Raw genomic sequence first — 18,271 nt, 5'->3', positions numbered from 1 at the left:
TTTTGGCTATACTTTTTAGTTTCTGCTAGAAAATAAAGGCTCAAAGCTTGATTAAATAAAAGTTTCAGAGTTTCGCTTCGATTATTATTTTCCGAAAGTGATAAAACAGGGTTAATTCAATAATTTGCTTAGTTTATTATGTTTAGAAAGCGTTTTGTGATTACATCGGGTGATGCTCGTGTAGGTAAGTCTACAGCTTCTAGGCTATTGCTAGAGTTGTACTTGAAAAATAAACTCAATGTGCGTGTTTTCTACCACGGGCATCGCAATAAGCTATCGATGTATCAAACACAACGCTTTGAGATAAACCATTTGGGATTCTCTAGAGGTGATTCTGATAGGTTATTACTAGATTTAGAAATGTTTCCGAAAATTGAAGTTATTTTGACTGATATGCCAGGTCAAAACCTCCGAGAATTCAAGTTTTTTGAGAGAGATGTTTCACTGATAGAAAATCTTAATTGTCTAGGATATCGTGTTACTTTCTTGCACCCGATATCACACCGTAAAGACTGTGTTGAAGATTATCTTCAGGATTTATATCAGCATTTTGGTAGTCAGGTTGATTATGTTGTTATCCAAAATCATTACTTTGGGAAGCAATTTCGATACTATGAGGGGAGTCAATTCCAAGTTGATATTAAAAAATTAAAGGGCTTGGAACTAGTTTTACGTGGATTGCATAATGACTTTTACCAGTTGCTTGAGGATAGTGGTTTACCTTATGCTCAACTGATTGAAACTAACTCTCCTCTTAATACTATTCAGCGTTCGATAGTATTCAACTGGATGGAGAATTTTCATAACTCTATTGTTTCTAATGGAATAGCTTCTAATTATTTAGGATTTAGTACGAACTGTACAGAATTAGTTTCTACGGGTGTAAGTAAACAAAGTCCTTCCAATCTTGATGTAACTGAAGATATTGAATCTGAGAAATGGTAAGTATTGGGTTTGCCAAATTGACAGTGAGATTTCAAATTGACTATTTAAACAACCTATGACCAATATTGCAAAAGTTGTTGAAAAAGTTGTTGCAGAATATTCTGAAGAAAAAAAAGCAGAGGTTACTGATTGGATACTTAAATTGGGTATTCGGCCTGATGACCCCTTGTTTAACCTATACGCCGAACTAGGTACAACCCAGTTTGCGTTGCAGCAGCTACCTGGTAGGCTTGACTCCCTTGTGGTGGGTTGGACTGACATGGTAGACGATAAGCTTAATAGTGCTTCTAAAGTGGCAATACAACAACAAAAGAGTGCGATCGCAGAAGCAGCGAAAGATTTAGTTAAGATGACTAAGCAAGCTGGTGGGATTTTGCCTCACTTCGGTGTAAGTAATTGGCGATTGGCACAAGTGTCCGGGGTATTGGGTTTTGTACTAGCTTTAGGGACTGCAATTGGTGTTTTTGCATACAAGACCATTGCTGAAAGTATAACTTTTCAGCAGGCGGCTTCTGGATCTGCCATCTTACAACCTGAAGATAAAAAGCTTCTGGATTGGGCTAAATCCAATGAAGGTAAGATAGCACGTAGTATTTATGTTAGAAACGCCGCCATCATTAAAACTTGCCGCCAGCAGAAAAAGTATTCAGGTGGCTGCATAATTGCAGTTGATTAATTTTTTAGGCAACCCAGCCTTTGTATCCCTTATTACTCGTTTTAGCTGTATCTTTTTGACTTTTTTGGTTTGTTTTGACTCTTGTGTGGGTTTCTTGAGTAACTTCTTCTTCGATTTTCATGTCTGTAAAGCTGAGGATTCCCAGGCGGATTGCTTCGCGGATAGCGTTTAACCTATCTTTGACTCCTAGCTTTATAAATGAATTATGTAGATATGACCTTACTGTACCTTCTGAAACATACATGACATTGGCAATTTCATTATTTTTCATGCCTCCGGCAGCTAATTGAAGAACTGTGATTTCTTTATTAGAGAAATCACTTAACAAATCTAGTGCATTTCTATCGGGTGTGTCATTTGACCTGAGACTATCGATCAGAATACGATTAATAGTTGGGTCAATCCATGATTCATTATTGTATGCAGCCATTACTGCTTCAACGAATCTTTCTCCTACTTCTTCTCTAAGGCTATTTTTACAGTAGTAGCAGTCTGCGCCATTACTAATTGCCGCGTTAATGGTATCTCGGCTGCTATTTGCAGTCATAACCACAATTCTAATTGATGTGTGTTTGGATTTAATTGTGCTTATTACATCAATGCCATCGATATCAGGTAAATCAATATTTATAATTACGATATCTGGCTTTTGTTTGTCAACAATTTCTATTCCTTGTTTTCCATATTTGGCAACGCCACAGACTTGGATTGCACCAGTTTCAGATAATATTGTTGCCGCGCCAATCCTAGATATGTTCTCATTTTCAATGATGACAACATTAATAGGTTTCATATTATATGCTTTTTTGGTTTGGTATTGGTATTGTCCCTGATAATAATACTTATAGCACTTACCTTTTTTAGATTCATTAATCTTTACAATTACTATAAATTAATTAGCTTATTTAAAGTTTTTACTATTATTTGTAAAAACTTTACAAAGTAATTGGGTGGTTTATGTAGTTTTCATTAAGCAATCTATTTACTAGATGATTTTATTTATCAGTACTAGTTTTAATAGTTGTCAGCGAATTGATGGAGGAATAGATAATTTTTTATGAAGAGCGATAAACTTTTAGCATGGATAGAAAAGATTGTTGTTTGGTCTTTAATGGGGATGCTATGTTTGGTCGGGTTAGGCAGATTGCCTGTTAACCCGACGAGTTTGTTTGACTTTACAGCGTCTTTTTACTATTTTGCTGTTGCGGTTGTTATTTGTCCCAAGACCCCCCTGAGTTTTAATAAAAAGCTGATTTTTGGATTTATAGCTTTTATGTATGGCGTGTGGTTTGGGTTGATTTAATCTAGCTCTTTAGCAGAATCCTGGTTTTTGAATTGTTGTTGACTCTGTTCGCGGCGTGCTTGTTGCTCATTGAACAGAGTCTTGAAACGTTCAAATTCCTTTTTGGTGAGATTATTAATGGTGATAGAGTACTCTTCTGAGTTATTGTCACGAGATGCCAAGAGTGCTTCTCGACTTTCTTCGGAATCAGGCAAATTTCTATCAAGGCTAAGAGTTTGCGAATCTTCTTCTGATTTTAGACTTGCAGTATATGCTTCACCTTTATAAACGACACTTTGTGTCTCTTTGTCTGATATTCCAAATAAATTTAAGCGGTCTAAAATTACAGGAATAATAAACTGTTGAATTTGGAAATCAGCGGTAAGAGATTGTACTTTATCGTGTTGACCATCTTCTACTAGGTTGCCATTATTGTCGTCATTTTTATTTGTGATTCTTTTTAGAACTTCTGGTTCAATTGTATTTTCTTTAGACTGGCTTACTTCGGGTTGTAAAGATAACTCTTGACTAACTTGATTAACAAAATTGATGGGTTCAATTTCTGTCGAGTTTACCTTCACTTCTTCTTGCACTATTTTGCTGACTCTATTCATTTCTGAATTTAAATTTAACACAGCCTGTTTTCGTTCTTCAGCAGTTGGAGGATTTTTTGCAGATTCTTCAAATTTCTCATCAGGTATATTAAGCTGTGCAATCAATTCTCTGAGGAAGCTAGCTTGCATTGCTGGAGTTAAACCTTTTATTGGAAGCTCGATTAGTTCTTTCATAGTAAAATTACCTTTCTACTAAATCTTTTTTGACATCTTTGAGTGCATTATTGATGCGATAACTCATAACTTGAAAATCTTGTAATGTTTCATCGCTGATGTTACTTACTTGAGTTTTTCCTTGTTTGACATATAACAATATGTTGTCATTTTTATCCTTAACTAAATAAGTTTGGTTTTGAGCCTGAGTAGCAATTTGGTATTTTTCTGTTTGGACTGACATAATGCCATTAATATCTTCTTGTCCAATTGTCTTAACTACACGTTGAGCAAGACTGGTCATCTTATTAACTTTTTCTAATTCTTTAATGTCTTGTTCCATTGCCTTAAAAGCATTTTCAAGACTAATATTCTCTTGGATGTATAAGTTAGTTACCTCCTGAATTCTATTGAGATATGTGTCTGATTTACCGAGTTTTTCAGCTGCTATATACCAGTCTTGAAGATTTTGCACTGTATTAGCTTTCATCCGCTCGATAATGCTATCCATCGCTCCAACCTGTTGCATTCTGGGTTGAGTAGGTGATGTGAGTGCTTGGTCAATATTTGTTTGTTGACTTTGTTGTGGAGAGAGAATGCTCTTGTCTTTAGCAATTAATGAGTCATGTGATACTTGTGTATTGGCAGAAATAGTATCACTACTAATTTTGGTATTTTCTACAGGATTAAATACAGCGTATCCTTGGGAAGTTTGTTCTACTTTGCACCCTTTTTCTTGAAGATAATTTTGAACTAATTGGTCAGTTCCTTGTGCGTTTCCGACTATGAAAGAGCTTTTCGCTTCTATTGCCTTATTAAGTAACGGTTTGTAGTGATTTTCAAAAGTTTGGGCAATTTGCTCGCTTGTCACTCCGCGCCACGGGCCAGACCCGGATACCATAATGATGTCGTCTTTCGAGTAATTTCCTGTGTTGGCGCGTTCTCCCCATGCTTGCTCGTAATTCCGAGTGCTTGAAGGTGTATTGGGGGGCGCAGCTGATTTACCGATAAACTGGGTAGCTATTTGTGCCATCGCAATATCTTTTTTCATGTGTTCAGCGACGGCGGCGTTTATGGGTTCGAGTTGGGATAGTGGATTTGTTAGCGGCCGATCAGTCTGTTCGGATTTTTCCTGCTGAGTTTGTACTGTAGTTTGTTGTGACTTTTCAGTTATATTGCTGTATGCTTCGCTGAGGGCTTGAATAAATGCGAATTCTTTACCCCTACCCTCCCACTGCTGTTGAGCCTGAGCGTTAGTTATATTGGTGAGGCGGTGCGTTGCGGAGCCAGCGCTGTGATCGGGTTCCCCAACTTGTTCGTGCAGCGTCTCCGATAGGATAGGCGACTGGCGTGGGATTTCCCCCGTTGTTGCAACTGCCGTACAGTTTTCCAGCCATTCAGTTCCTCCGCGTTTGGCGATCGCCTCAGTCAGCCGGGGGTGTTGTTCGAGTTTAGCTTGAAGCACTTCTACCATTAGCTGGTATTCATCAACTGATGGATGCAACTGCTTTTGGTGATTAAATGCGTGTTCGGCGGATGCGTATGCCACCCCTTGAGGTTTTTGGACATGGGTTTCTACTCCATACTGCCCAGCAGGGGCTTCTGGATTATTTTTGACTGAAACTTGGTAATCGTTTTGCAGCTTGCCTTGTTCTTTGGCGAGTGCAGTGGCAAGGCTGAGTGCAATTCCTAGCCCATCTTTGGAGTCGGGGCTGATATTTACTGGAGTTGCAGCTTGTTTTTGGATGGTTGGGAACGGAACAATTTTCCCATTGACATAATCTCCTAGTGGCTCCATGAATAAGCCATATACCTGACTCTTACTCGCTTGAGTTTGGGTAAGTTCTTTTGGTGAATGCTTCTCCCATCTCGCCCAGGCTTGCTGGTAACTTGGGTCTTGAATCATTTGGGTAGTAATTTTGTATTGTTTACCTACCCGAAAAGCAACTTGCTCGCCGTTTTTACCTTGGGCGATTGCAATATCTCCCTCTTTGACACCATAAGTTTTTTGGTAATCTACACCTCTGGTGGTGTGTATCCTACCGTATCCGCGCATGGCATCAATGGTTGTATCGACTGGTACTTTGGAAGGTTCGCCGTGCAGATGTAGCGAATAAACCATTGGTACTGGTTTTCCAGATATAGTCGGGTTGTCTGGAATCTGAGGGTTAGCAGCGCGTGCCGCAGTGGAATTCCCAATAGCGATAATTTCTTCTACAGTTGTTTGGTTTAAAGGGTGTGAGGGTATGTTTCGGGTGACTTCTCTGAGGCTTGTATAGCTACGTTCTACTTTAATTTCTCCCCCAGCTGTCCACTCGTTAGCTTTAATGGTCAGGTCGTTGTTGCTTTGGACTATCGCACGAGGAGGTTGGTTTGAGGCGAGGAAGTTTTCAAATTTTTGGCGAACGCTGTTTTGTCTGCCCAGGTCATTTTTAATTGACCAGATGTTGATAGACCATCTGCCAGCCTCAGTATTGAGGGCAGCGTGTTCGTTCTTGCAGTTAAAGCGGGTTACTGTACCCGACTCAAGTTTAAACTCTTGGTATTGTGCGTCCTGATTTTCCTCCCTAGTCCATGCCATTCCTTCCTTAGCAGCGCGATACCCCCAATCAGAATTTCCGATATTAATGCTGCGGGCTTCCGTCGCGGCGTAGGAGTCATCGCGGTGGTAGTTGATGCCAGCGCCGGGGTTTTCGGAGTAAGTGACCAGCACAATATCAGCGTCAGGATATACTTGTTTGACAAGTTCCATTAGCTTGTCGTCTTGTACCCCTGGCTTGAAGTCTTTGTCTTTTAAATCCCATTTTGCACCGACCCATGCAACTTGTCTCAGTAGTGCGTAGTTGGATTTATCGTTTTCAAGTACGGGTTTGAGGTGGGTTTCAAGGTGCGATCGCAATTGTTCTACTTTTTCCTCGCTTACCTTACCCAATATTTCAATAGCTTTAGTCTGATCCGCTTGGCGCGAGTTGGGTAGTAATATTGCTTGGTTCTTAGTTTCTAATTGTGTGCTTTTTAATACTTGTATTTCAACTGCGTTTTTGTAAACCTGTGAAATTCCTGCAACTGTAGCGTTAGTATTTGATTGAATGTTAGTTGTATTCTTTTCTGGTACAGCGTTCGCAGGAATAATTGGTACTGGAGAATCCTCTTGATTAAGCTCTCTGGGACGGTTAGGTAGTGCTTGTAGAGCTTTTTTGTACTCACTATTTTCTGGAATTTGGTTTAATTTTAAAAGACTACCTTCAGCCGCAACTTTTTGATTTAACTCTGCACTAAGCTGTTCGTAGCGGTCAAATCCCTCAACTTCACCGATATTAATCGGTTCTCCAAGTAAACTATTTAATTCCTCGTTTATTTTTTCACCAATATCATTTTTATTAAAAATAAATGTAGCCGTGTTACTCTCAATAAAATAATGATTTTCAGTAGATTTTGATTCTAACCAAGTAGCTACAGCGATCGCATCTTGTGCGGGAACAACTAATCCGAGAGCTTCTTTGGTTTCTACCTGCGATCCATCTGGAGAAGTATATTGTTGGTTTGGGTTATAAAAATATACAGTTTGTTCTGGAATAGTTGGAGTGGGTTGTGATGGTGTATCTGCACTCTTGATATTACCACCAGCACGGTCAATAAATGTTTGTTTTAATTCCTCACTAATGGTACTTTCATCAAGTACGAATACAGTCATACCTTTTTTGGCTTCTAACCGAGCTTGTGATATGGCAAGCTGTTCGTATGATACTCCTACTTTTTCTAGATATTTTTTAGTTTTTTCGGTTATATTTTCATCAACTGCTAACCCTAGAATACCTACTAATTTTTGTTCTTTATCTTGGAATATGATTGTAGGACGTTCATTAATTTTACCGAGTATTTGGTTGCGTTTTTCTTGCTGTTCGTTTCTGACAGGCTGCTCATTACTAATAAGCTGACTGCGCTTAACCCATTTGTCGGGATACTCTACTGTTTCTGGATTAATAGTTATTTTACAGGTACTCTCATTACTGGTAATCTGTACAGGGATACTAGTTCGTTGTTGGTTTAAGCGAATAATACCCGTATCAATTAGTTTTTGTACAGTGCTACTTTCTTTCCTTTGCCACTGTCTTTGTACATTCTCTCTATTTAACTCGGTTTCAAGGCGTTCACTATGCTGACCAATAATACCGAGTGATTGATCGCCAATTTTAGCAATATAAACGTGCTTTTTATCAAATGCCCGAACTAAAGTTTCTTTAAATGCTTGGTTGCTAATCTCCTGTTTTTTGTACTTTGGATTAGTAATATTAATTCGTAAAAAGTTTCCCTTAAATGTCTCTGCTATTGCATAAGCATTTTGTCCGGTGAGGATGGTTTGAATTTTAAGCTGTAACTGTTGCCCATTACCGGGTTTTTCTGCTAGCCAACCTTGAGCAATACCCTCTTTGATTGATTCCTTATCAATGTTGCCTAGTTTCTCAGGTTTATTACCATTTTGAAGATAAATGCTATAGTCTTCACGAATAAGGTCAACTTTTTCGATTGTTAACATTACAGGTTCATTATTAAACCTTTGGGAATTTCCAAACTTATTAACTTCACCTACTTTAAATGTAAGTTCTGGTAGTCCGGGTACTTTGGTTGTAACAGAGGTGGTATATACTTCACCTTTTTCAACGCTAGCAATAGCAACACTACCAATTGGTAGTCGGGCGTTACTTTGTTCTATATTTCCAAATGTTTCGTAATTACCTTCCTGGTTCTGGAGTTCAATGACACTTTTTCCATCTTCAGCTAGATTAAATCGAATATTTTGAGGTTTATTTTCATGAAATAATTCACTACTCCTGTCGAAGCCAGTGATACTAAACTCGTTAAATTTGAGTGTGTCTAATTGACTGATAATCTCTTCAGGAAAGGCAGCAAAGGCGAAATTAGAAACTTTCTTTTGGTAATCGCTACCTTTATCATTACTACTCTCACGAGTAGTTGATACTGCCCAGGTAGCAGCTGCCATTGCTAGCTTTTGTCCTTCTGGAATGGAATTGTAAAATTCTTCTGCTATCTGGTAAGCTTTTTGGTAAAGAAGTTTAATCTGACCTTCGCTTAGTTCAGCTTGGAAGGCTATTTTGTTAGACGTTACTTCCTGTCCAAGTCCAATTCCTATCTCTTCGGGCTTGTTTTCTTGCTCCTTAGCAAGTGTTCCTAATGCCCTAAACTTGGGTTTACCGTTCTCAGTCTCATCGTTAATTTGGGCATAAACTACATATTTATGCAGGCGGTTACTGTTGCGCTTGTCTTCAGATATTTCTGATAGCTTGATTGTAACTTTATTAGCTTTCCAGATAAATTCGTTGTCATACTGTAAAAGGTTAGTTACACTTACTTGATTGCCGTTAGCAAAGGTAATATTGACAGACGGCCCTTTTTCAGTTTCTTTTTGTCTAGATAGCTGACTCGCTTGGTTAAAGGATTTGTCAAATTCTTTTTTGACAAGAGTAGCTCTTAATCGCTGTTCGTTAGAAAACTCGACACCTTTAAATAAAGCTTGAAATTGCGCGATTTCACGCGATTCGAGACGAGCTTTTTCAAAATACTGGTTGGTTTGAGCAATTAGTAATTCAACAGGCGAGTATCCCGTCGGTTGAATTGTATTGTCAATATAGACATCTTTCTTCTTATCCTTAATATAGTTAACTTCCCGGTGGAGAATCCGACTGTTGTTGCGGATAATTTCCATTTCGGGTTTTTTGGCACTTTTGAAGAGGTCAACTGCAATTTGGTTTTGAAATGCTGCCTCGGCAATCATTTCGCGGTATATCTTGATGTTAGTATTCATTGCCACCAGTGCATTGACCTGGTTTAGGGGTTCTTGCCGAACAGTTTTGATAAACTCTTCCATGTAACCGCGATACTTGGTCGGAACCTCCTTCCCTTCAATACCCTTGGATTTTGCCCAGGCTTCTGTTTTAAATAAATCTTCGTAGTGTTTGGCTACCTGCTGTACGTACTCAATTTGGTCTTTCTCGCTACCAAAGTTTTTCAGGATAGTAATTTCTGACTCTAATGCCTCAATTGAGGTCAGGTGATTGTTGATAACACCGACACTAATGCCATCGCTCATGTGGATGGCGATTTCTTCAAATTCCGGCTGACTGCCATCTTCCTGGTAAAAAGATTGTTTTTTGAGTTTAACAGTTGGATCGTAAGCGTTTTCAGGCAGATTGCGCTCCCTTGCCTCGGCAGTGAGGTTTGGATACCTGTTTGCCCGCTCGAAGCCAATACAATCACCATCGTAGTCGCGTGCCTGACGCTCTTGTTCGGACTCTTGAGGAAGAATTTCTAGTTCGTAACCAGCTGACTTTAGTTCTGAAATATACTGATTAAATTTGTTGGTAAACTCAATTTTGTCTTTAGTTTCGAGCTTGTTGATATTTTGATCTAAGTAATTTTCAATACCTTCTAACTGAATATTTTTACTTTGAGCTTCTGAGAGGATAGATTTAATTTGCTCGTTAAGGCGGTTATAAATGCGATAGCTTGTTTCGTCCGAGACAGCGATCGCACCTACGAGAGGTTTACCATCAGGCCCAAGGATGTCTTCTACAACTTTGTTAGTTGAGACGCACAGACCATTTGAGTTGAGGAAGGGTGAGCGGAAGTTGAGAACTTGTTCCCCGTCTTGATAATGCGGGATGTAAATTTCCCCATTTTGCAGGTCTTTGGAGGGAATGACCATTGCCCGCTCAAATGTGAGTGTCTTGCCAATAGCGATTTCTTTCCACTCGTTTTGGACGAACCTGGCGAGTTCGCGCTGTACTTTCTCAGTTTCAAGAAGTTGACTTTCTCCTTGCAGGTCAGCTTTGATAAGTTTGTAAATAAACGAGTCAGTAGCAATGCGATCGCCTACGGCGGGCGCTCCCGCGCCATCGCGCAAAGTTTCTAAATCTTCTGCTACTGTTGGATCTTCTGCTGCTTGTTCTTCTAGTGTGGTTGCTTGTTCTTCAAGAAAGGTTTTCCGCTTCTCGTACTTTTTGCAGTAAAGTTGTGCAAGTTGCCGGGGGTCGTCCTGTACTTCCTTAAGCTCTTTGGCTTCAAGTTCTAGCTGTTCGGTAAAGTCTTTCAGCCCGTTAGGGAATGAAGCGAGTAACTGGGAGATAGCTGTTTTACCGAGTTCAGATTGTGATTTTTCACCTAGCCAGATATTTTGCCTGTACAGTCCAGGTTGAATTTGGGGCTTGCTTGGCCCATTAGGGTTGTCTTTATCAGTTCCCTTGAATGCAGATAAGGGAAGAATTAAGTCAATTTTAGTTGAGTTGTTGGGATCTGAATAATTGAGGATTTGGTCAAGGTTTGCAGGGCGTAGTGTACCTTTGCCAAAGCGGTATTTATTATCATCTCCGTCTTGGTCAGTCCAACCGAAGCGGTGCTGAATTACTCGATATTTATCACCTTTTTGATGCTTGGTTAATTCGTGATATAGGTCTGTGGATATTTGCCCGTAACAGTCTCCTGTTAGCCGATATGCCTGGTCGTTACTAATAACGCCACCATTTTCACCATTACTGTCATCAACAATTAGAATATTTAACTCTTTATTGACGCTATTTTTACACGAACCAAGAAAAATAGATCCGTAAGCACCTCTATCTTTGTTATCAGGGCATAATTGTTTAATTCTATCTAGACATTCTTCCGGCCCATATAGCAACCGTGTTTTTGATGATAATAATAATTTGTGACCTTCAGGATGATTAATTAATTGTTCCACAGTAGACTTTTCGTCCATATGCCCGAACGAAAAGTTAACCCCAGGAAAGAAATGTTCTATTAGGGTATTATTAAGTTCTTCTTTTAACAGTGAATCTGGATTAACCGTATTACCATCTGTATGAATCCACTGATTTAACCTAGTGTCAAAATGTTTAGCTTGAATTGTCATATATAAACAATTAAACTTATAAATTTAAATATAAATTTTTACTTTTTGGCACTAAAATACCATTAGAGCTTAATTTTACTTTCTCTGTAACGGTAATCTATTCAACAAATTTCTAATTTATACTTGCAATTTATGGGTAATTAAAAAAACTTTATTATGGGGTTTTTACTTAGCTTCTTCTTGATACAGATTTATCCAGTGTGATGTAATAATTTCAGTATGACAAAAAATATACAAGTTTATTGATTATTTTGTACTTAGTTGTAAATCAGTAGTAACTTTTGTAATGTTTACGATTATGGTTGTGTTTGTAGTTTTAGGCAAAATAACAACGTGTTGAAAACTTAATACTAGATAGCATAGAGGCATCACAGTAGGGAGGCGATTAACAACTGATGAGCATTGTAGACAGTATATTCATGTAGATGTTCGGTCGCCCAAAGGTATGCTAGGTAGGTTTGGTGGTATTATCATGGCACGCATGAATCAAGCGTTCACCTTATTCGGTCATCGACCTGCTCAAAATTCAGCCAAACGACAAAGTGTTGGAAGTTGGATTCGTTTCTGGAGTGGGTGTTCAGCGTCTGTCCAGGTTAGCATCAGCAAGATATATCGCAGGCATTGATTACTCTCAAGAAATGAGCCAAAATTTTGGGGTCGCTCTTTATTCTAGCTATTATTTATAATGTAATCAACTAGAACTAAGCTGAAGTTGTGCATCGCCTAATCCTAGAGAAACTGTCACTTTGTCCCAAGTATGAGAAAATACGGGCTACAGAGCAGGGGTATCGGGTAGAAGGATATTTTCGAGACGTGCTATGGCTATCCTTTAGTGGCTACTTTTAACTCTGCGATAACTGTAGATATTTCCACAGCGATAATGTATGAGAGTATCCCAACTCGAGAGTGGTTCTTATGACAGAGCAAGAGATATTTGAGCATCTATTCACCATTGCGGATCAATCCGACGACACGGGCGGAGTGGTGAGTTCGTGCTTGGTACGACAAGGAAACATTGTGGCTGAAGGAATCAGTTGTAACGATGGCAAGCATTCTGAATATGTACTTCTGCGTCAGCTCAAACTCTCTGCTATCCCAGTTCTTCCGGACGACATCATATATACAACAGTAGAGCCATGTGGAAAACGCACTCTCGGAGGACCGGGCGAACATATGGGGGACTGTACAACTAACTTGATTCAGGCAGGTGCACGACATGTGGTTTATGCAGCTCCTGATCCAGATGCATCAGCTCAAACTCGATACAAGTTCGAGCAAGCCGGTTGCTCGCTCCGTCAAGTAAACGATCCCCACATAATCCGTCAAGCAACCACGCTCTTCAACTCAACAGTAACTTCCACATCAGATGCCTTGCCCCAATGACTATTGCACTCTGGTTTTCAACAGTGTCAGAACATTCCTCCCATAACACACGAGAAATTGGTGCATTTTTGGTATCAAAACGAGGAAAGATAAAGACAAGTTCCAAAACCCAAAATAAAATCGGTACTTTGCATCTCTGCGTGGTACTTTATGACAGGCTCTACAGCATTAGACGTGCATCCATGCAAGACTATGGTTGGTTAAAAATTTGGCGTTGCTGAATCAAAGTATGAATTATGCGATCGCCTGAAGCTTGCGGGCGCATCTGTACCATACTTAAGATAATGTATAACTAATTGAATTCAATATCTAAGCATTTCCTCTGATTTAGAATAACAAAAAGTCTTACGATGCAATCGAGCTAAATAATGCCTTAAACGACTATTTTCTCCTTCAACTCTACTCATATAGGTTTTACTAAAAATATGGTCTTCATTACTAATAAAACAAGGGTAAACAGGATATCCATCCGTCACATAAAAAAAGACAGCGCCAACAGCTTATAATCTGCCAGAGAATTTTAAAAGTTTCTGAGCTTCTATCGCCTAAAACCCAAGCTAAAATACCTGGAATATGTTTATTTACTGCTGTCCACAACCAAACTTTGTTTTTTTTACCGACAAAAGTTTCTAGCTCGTCTACTTGGATAATTTCGGGTATTTCATCATAATCAGGACTCCGCCGGTAAAGATTTGCCAGCCTTTTTTACCCAATTTATTATTGTTGTGTGATAGCGAAGCGTTAGCGAGTCCGCGAGCGTCTGTACTTTCTTGACTCGTTCTATTGCACGAAAGCCGGAGCCATTTACATACATTTCTAGACATTCACTACGAATTTCTTCTGAATAACCTTGCTGTTTGTAAGAGTCGATAAATTGACGACCACAAATCACACAGATGTGATTTTGTTTACCATATTTTCTGCCGTTCTTGCGGATATGAGTTGATCCACACCTTGGACATTGCATAGCGATCGCTTGAATTCATACTTCAATTATGCAACGCCATGCAACGCCAAAAATTTGATGGTAGTAATCGAAGTAAATTTTCCCTTTTTGCTGGTTTTATGAGTTGATGGGTATAATTTCATCACTATTGAAAACTTCAACTGTAGCATTTGGACTGTTCATATCTGTGGTTTGTTCGAGTAGGCGTGTTGCTTCCTCAAGCAATGCGCTTGCGTTCTGAAGCAGTGTTCGCATTTGGGTTAACTTGTTCCGCCGTTCGATACCAAGTTGTGCCTCTATATACCGTGCATCATCATGATGGCTGAGGTGAATTACCCGTACTTCTTGTTCTTTCTCTGAAGGTGCAAACATTGCGTTTTCGGCGGTTAGTTTATAGTACGAGTACTTACCACTGGGTCGTTTGACATTGTAAATGTGGAGTTCGCAACCAGGTGGCGCGATGTACTGTCCGTCGAAGTTGGTAAGTCCAGTACGAATATTATCTAATGTGGTGGCGATCGCCTCAATGGCCGGGATAACACTTAACGATTCTGGTGATTGTGGGCAACCGCGCCTCATCAGCATCATGATAGCGGCAGAACGACGGGTCAGGCGAATTTGTTCTTGATACTGGCGCATTTGTTCTTCCCGAATACGAACAAGTTCGAGTTCTTCATCGGGGCTTAGTTGAACCGCACTCCCACAGGTTTTGTAATTTAAGCAGTCGCCAGAGTCTATCGCGGATTTCTCACAAAATCTAAAAAAAGGGGATCAAAAACTGCGAAAATGTATATATAGAAAGCATTTCGGCAGTTGTAGAGCATGACTTCAGCTTCGACAGATCGTATACCAAAACAGTTCAGATTTGAACAGCCAAAATCGCCCCCAGTCGTAGTTAATTTCCAGGGTGGACAAGTAACATCTGATGCAGGTTTAAGCTTAATTGCTGAAATAGATAGAAAACTGCAAATCACATCACAGTTTGCACTATGTTTCCAAGATTACCGAAAGCCTTATCGAATTGACCATTCAATAGAGAGCTTAATTAAACAACGAATATACGGGCTGGTCATGGGGTATGAAGACTTGAATGACCACGAAGAATTACGTCATGACCAGATGTTTGCTATAGCATTAGGAAAAAGGATTGGAGTAGAGAATGAACCTGCAACATTGGCAGGAAAGAGTACATTAAATCGGCTGGAACATTGTCCCGAAGATGTAGAACAGGGAGCTGAAAGTCGTTATCATAAAATTGGACATTCTTCAGAAGAAATTGAAAGCCTATTTGTAAATATATTTCTAAAATCTTACTTAAAAGAACCACGAAAAATTATTTTGGACTTAGATGTAACTGATGATTTAGTACACGGCAATCAGGAACAAGTTTTCTTCAATACCTATTATGGAGGATATTGCTATGCTCCACTTTATATTTTTTGTGGGAAACACTTATTAGCAGCCAAACTTCGTCCTTCTAATGTAGATCCAGCGTTTGGGGCGTTAGAAGAGTTGCAGAGAGTCATTAAACAAATACGTCAACATTGGCAGAATGTTGAGATTTTAGTACGAGGAGATAGTGCCTATTCCAGAGACGATATCATGACATGGTGTGAGTCGCAGACTGGAGTTGACTACGTTTTTGGATTGGCGCGAAACAGCCGTTTAATTCAAATGGCTATGGCGACTCAAAATAGAGCCTCGCTTGAATTTGAGCAGAAGTTATCAACAGTAGCTTCATTCTTAGAAACTCTATTTAAACCAAATGAACAAATTTCCGAACTTGCTTGTGACCTGATTGACAACTCAATTTGGCACAAGTCGTTAGACTATCAGACTCGTGAATCTTGGAGTCGTAGTCGTCGTGTTGTTTGTAAGGTTGAATATGGAATAAAGGGAAATAATATTCGTTTTGTTGTTACAAGTCTTCCTACCAATAAAGTACCCCCTGGTCAACTATACAGACAAAAATATTGTAAGCGAGGGGAGATGGAAAATCGCTTTAAGGAACAACAGCTAGAACTTTTTAGTGATAGAACTAGTACTCATACATTTGCGGGAAATCAACTACGTTTATGGTTCTCTTCGCTTGCTTATGTTTTGATGAATGCATTGATTGCGGTCACAATGTTTAGCCAAAACCGAATTAAAAAATTCTCAAGTTGGGACTATTCGGACAAAATTATTGAAGTTAGGAGCCTTAATTACTATAAGCTCACGGCGAACTTTAATTGCGATTACTAGCTCAAGTCCTGTAAAACATATCTTTGCTGCTGCTTACAGATGCTTAAAAATGCTCTCGAATACCGCTTAATTTCAAGTCAAGCAGCATTTCACCTTCTCTCTAATAATATTTTTGGCTTGGTTATGATTCAAGCCTTGTTTTGGATGCTTAATTTGATGAACAGAGTGTTTCAATCTCAGCATAAGCCAAAATATCGGTAACTGTTTTAGCTTGATAGTTGATATTTTATACTTACTTTGTTTACCATCATAAATTTCAATTGATGATGTATCAAAAAATCCCTTACATCAAGAGATGTGAATTGATTTTTTATTGTTTGTGAGAAATTTCGGTTATTGTACAAGTTCTTTCCCCTCTGCCCCTCTGCCCCTCTGCTCCTTCCCTCAAGCTTGTGAGAAATGCGGGTCTATGCCTGGGTATTGCATCATACTGGCACAGTCAAATCCAAGTCCGCATTTTTTCTTGGGCATAGGTTACATCCTTTAGTTCTAGTTACTTTTATAATTTAATATAGCTAGAACAAGGTAGAGTTATTTCCTATGGGGTTATGGGCGAGATAAACGATATTAGGATTTTGCACCTGAGCAGGATATCGTTTCTACGAAGTATTCAAATTTGAACACTTCGTAGAAACGATAGTAATTCCCAACGGCTTTTTACCCACAGTCGAATGGCACTGTGGATTAAGTTTTCTCTACCAACAGATTTACTATTGCTCAATACCTCTTTGCGATCGCGATTTATTCATTAACGCTTGTTGGGTAAAGATACGCAAGCTTTCAATCTGCTCGATTTCGTTTGTTGTTAGTCGAGTTGGTATCTCTTCGTACCAGTTTCCCTGACTATAGCAGGTTTGCATCACAGGAGTATTATCCCCATGACGGTAAACAGTCAGAATGTTGGCATCTAAGCTGGCACTCAACTCCCGTCCTTTGATACGGAAATTATTGGTAACAAGCATATAGTCAGTGATTGTAGAAGGCAGATGTTTGAGCTTAGAAGGGAGAAGGTTAGGAAAAGGGGCAGTAGGGGAAGATTGCTCTTGCAGGATTTGTTGAGCAGTGGATAGACGGTTTTCTTCTGAAATATCCTGTTGTGGGTGGTGTTCCTTCAGATGCAGCTGTACTTTTTTTTTAACCTTATTTGCTTCCGACGTGGGTTTCTCTTCTAATTTTGGTTGTATTGTCGAAATTTGATCTGTATAATTACTATTTAGTACTTTTGTGCTAGTAAATATTTTGGTGTTACTATCGGTATCGCCATTACTATCACTTGTATTGCTGCTAGTAAGTTTATCTACAGATAAGTAATTATTATTGCTTCTATTATTGGTATTTATGCGGTTAATTGCTCTGGCTTTAGCTTGTTGAATTACTTCCTTATCTTTCTCTTGGTCGTATGTTATTCCGTATTCAGACAGCAGTTTGTTCCAACTATAGGGTTTGTATACTTGATAACCAGCGATTTTCACATCATTATGGATGTAGGTAAAGCCTAGTAGTTCCTCCCCCCGCATTTTAGGCAATACCCCAATGTTGTTTTCCTCCAAGCGTTGGATGAACGTGGAGACAGTGGGACTATCCTTGATGGCTTCCCCTATTGCTTGGCGAATAATTTCCTTACTTGTTGGGGTTTTGTGCTTACTGTTGACTGCTCTAATACTTTTCGAGCGGTTGGGGCTGGTGAGTGCAGTTATGCCATACTCTTGCTGTAACTTAGAGGCGACGGCTTCATTCGTTGTCGGTGTTACCTCTAATCCTAGTTCCGCCGCGATGCGTCTAGTTGAGACTTGGGAGTTGAAATAATCATAGGAATCATTAACTAAGCTGCCATCTAACCGAATTCGGGAAGCAATTATGTGCAGGTGTTCGTGGTCGCGATCGTGGTGGCGTACTGCAACGAACTGACTCGTAGCTGCTACAGATGATTCTTCCTTGGGTAAGTATCCCATATCTTTGAGATATTCCCTTGCTACATGTTTATTTTTCAGTTAATTATAGAACTTACGCATTGACAAGCAAGACAAAAAGTGCATAAGGAGAATGCAGAAAAAAAACAGCGACCGCTAGTTACCAGAGGCGTTAAAAACAGATAATTTAC

10 protein-coding genes and 2 pseudogenes are annotated in these 18,271 nt (G+C 39.3%); 6 read left to right on the top strand and 6 right to left on the bottom strand.

Annotated features, from left to right (window positions below):
* Nucleotides 1–138 precede the first annotated feature (138 nt).
* Nucleotides 139–945, top strand: a complete 807-nt coding sequence (locus GTQ43_RS34455) for a hypothetical protein (protein WP_265277230.1) — start codon at nucleotides 139–141, stop codon at nucleotides 943–945.
* A gap of 55 nt (nucleotides 946–1,000) precedes the next feature.
* On the top strand, nucleotides 1,001–1,621 hold the full coding sequence (locus GTQ43_RS34450; protein WP_265277229.1) for a DUF6753 family protein: 621 nt from the start codon (nucleotides 1,001–1,003) through the stop codon (nucleotides 1,619–1,621).
* 4 nt (nucleotides 1,622–1,625) lie between these two features.
* On the opposite strand, the gene GTQ43_RS34445 is transcribed toward GTQ43_RS34450, so the two are convergent.
* Nucleotides 1,626–2,414: a response regulator gene (locus tag GTQ43_RS34445; protein WP_265277228.1), complete on the bottom strand. Its 789-nt coding sequence runs from the start codon at nucleotides 2,412–2,414 to the stop codon at nucleotides 1,626–1,628.
* 264 nt (nucleotides 2,415–2,678) lie between these two features.
* Here GTQ43_RS34445 and GTQ43_RS34440 point away from each other — a divergent pair, with 264 nt between their 5' ends.
* Complete coding sequence (locus GTQ43_RS34440) at nucleotides 2,679–2,924, top strand: hypothetical protein (RefSeq protein ID WP_265277227.1); 246 nt, start codon at nucleotides 2,679–2,681, stop codon at nucleotides 2,922–2,924.
* Here GTQ43_RS34440 and GTQ43_RS34435 read toward each other — a convergent pair.
* Together GTQ43_RS34435 and GTQ43_RS34430 are read right to left on the bottom strand one after the other, a co-directional pair.
* Nucleotides 2,921–3,691 (bottom strand): hypothetical protein, encoded by a 771-nt coding sequence (locus GTQ43_RS34435; RefSeq protein ID WP_265277226.1) that lies wholly within the window; start codon nucleotides 3,689–3,691, stop codon nucleotides 2,921–2,923. The genes GTQ43_RS34440 and GTQ43_RS34435 overlap by 4 nt on opposite strands.
* A gap of 7 nt (nucleotides 3,692–3,698) precedes the next feature.
* Complete coding sequence (locus tag GTQ43_RS34430) at nucleotides 3,699–11,597, bottom strand: hypothetical protein (RefSeq protein WP_265277225.1); 7,899 nt, start codon at nucleotides 11,595–11,597, stop codon at nucleotides 3,699–3,701.
* Nucleotides 11,598–12,512: 915 nt separating this feature from the next.
* On the opposite strand from GTQ43_RS34430, the gene GTQ43_RS34425 reads away from it, so the two are divergent.
* Complete coding sequence (locus GTQ43_RS34425) at nucleotides 12,513–12,980, top strand: hypothetical protein (RefSeq protein ID WP_265277224.1); 468 nt, start codon at nucleotides 12,513–12,515, stop codon at nucleotides 12,978–12,980.
* Nucleotides 12,977–13,201, top strand: a complete 225-nt coding sequence (locus GTQ43_RS34420; RefSeq protein WP_265277223.1) for a hypothetical protein — start codon at nucleotides 12,977–12,979, stop codon at nucleotides 13,199–13,201. The genes GTQ43_RS34425 and GTQ43_RS34420 overlap by 4 nt, the downstream gene beginning before the upstream one ends.
* Here GTQ43_RS34420 and GTQ43_RS34415 read toward each other — a convergent pair.
* Both GTQ43_RS34415 and GTQ43_RS34410 read right to left on the bottom strand, forming a co-directional pair.
* Nucleotides 13,181–13,947 (bottom strand): annotated as a pseudogene (locus tag GTQ43_RS34415) (IS1 family transposase). The gene GTQ43_RS34420 and the pseudogene GTQ43_RS34415 sit on opposite strands and share 21 nt — an antisense overlap.
* Nucleotides 13,948–14,043: 96 nt before the next feature.
* On the bottom strand, nucleotides 14,044–14,565 hold the full coding sequence (locus tag GTQ43_RS34410) for a hypothetical protein (protein ID WP_265277221.1): 522 nt from the start codon (nucleotides 14,563–14,565) through the stop codon (nucleotides 14,044–14,046).
* 183 nt (nucleotides 14,566–14,748) lie between these two features.
* Here GTQ43_RS34410 and GTQ43_RS34405 point away from each other — a divergent pair.
* A pseudogene (locus tag GTQ43_RS34405) lies at nucleotides 14,749–16,240 on the top strand (IS1380 family transposase).
* A gap of 640 nt (nucleotides 16,241–16,880) precedes the next feature.
* On the opposite strand, the gene GTQ43_RS34400 reads toward GTQ43_RS34405, so the two are convergent.
* Nucleotides 16,881–18,122 carry a relaxase/mobilization nuclease domain-containing protein gene (locus GTQ43_RS34400; protein ID WP_265277220.1) on the bottom strand — a complete coding sequence of 414 codons (1,242 nt, stop codon included), beginning with the start codon at nucleotides 18,120–18,122 and terminating at the stop codon, nucleotides 16,881–16,883.
* Nucleotides 18,123–18,271: the final 149 nt, after the last annotated feature.

It is taken from the genome of Nostoc sp. KVJ3, from assembly GCF_026127265.1.
Taxonomy (GTDB): domain Bacteria; phylum Cyanobacteriota; class Cyanobacteriia; order Cyanobacteriales; family Nostocaceae; genus Nostoc.
This window is presented reverse-complemented; position numbering and strand designations above follow the sequence as displayed.

Bases quoted from the DNA above. Each gene is read 5' to 3' on its own strand.
- GTQ43_RS34435 (WP_265277226.1), bottom strand. From the start codon at position 3,691: ATGAAAGAACTAATCGAGCTTCCAATAAAAGGTTTAACTCCAGCAATG.
- GTQ43_RS34450 (WP_265277229.1), top strand. From the start codon at position 1,001: ATGACCAATATTGCAAAAGTTGTTGAAAAAGTTGTTGCAGAATATTCT.
- GTQ43_RS34455 (WP_265277230.1), top strand. From the start codon at position 139: ATGTTTAGAAAGCGTTTTGTGATTACATCGGGTGATGCTCGTGTAGGT.
- GTQ43_RS34445 (WP_265277228.1), bottom strand. From the start codon at position 2,414: ATGAAACCTATTAATGTTGTCATCATTGAAAATGAGAACATATCTAGG.
- GTQ43_RS34425 (WP_265277224.1), top strand. From the start codon at position 12,513: ATGACAGAGCAAGAGATATTTGAGCATCTATTCACCATTGCGGATCAA.
- GTQ43_RS34420 (WP_265277223.1), top strand. From the start codon at position 12,977: ATGACTATTGCACTCTGGTTTTCAACAGTGTCAGAACATTCCTCCCAT.
- GTQ43_RS34440 (WP_265277227.1), top strand. From the start codon at position 2,679: ATGAAGAGCGATAAACTTTTAGCATGGATAGAAAAGATTGTTGTTTGG.
- GTQ43_RS34430 (WP_265277225.1), bottom strand. From the start codon at position 11,597: ATGACAATTCAAGCTAAACATTTTGACACTAGGTTAAATCAGTGGATT.
- GTQ43_RS34410 (WP_265277221.1), bottom strand. From the start codon at position 14,565: ATGCGCCAGTATCAAGAACAAATTCGCCTGACCCGTCGTTCTGCCGCT.
- GTQ43_RS34400 (WP_265277220.1), bottom strand. From the start codon at position 18,122: ATGGGATACTTACCCAAGGAAGAATCATCTGTAGCAGCTACGAGTCAG.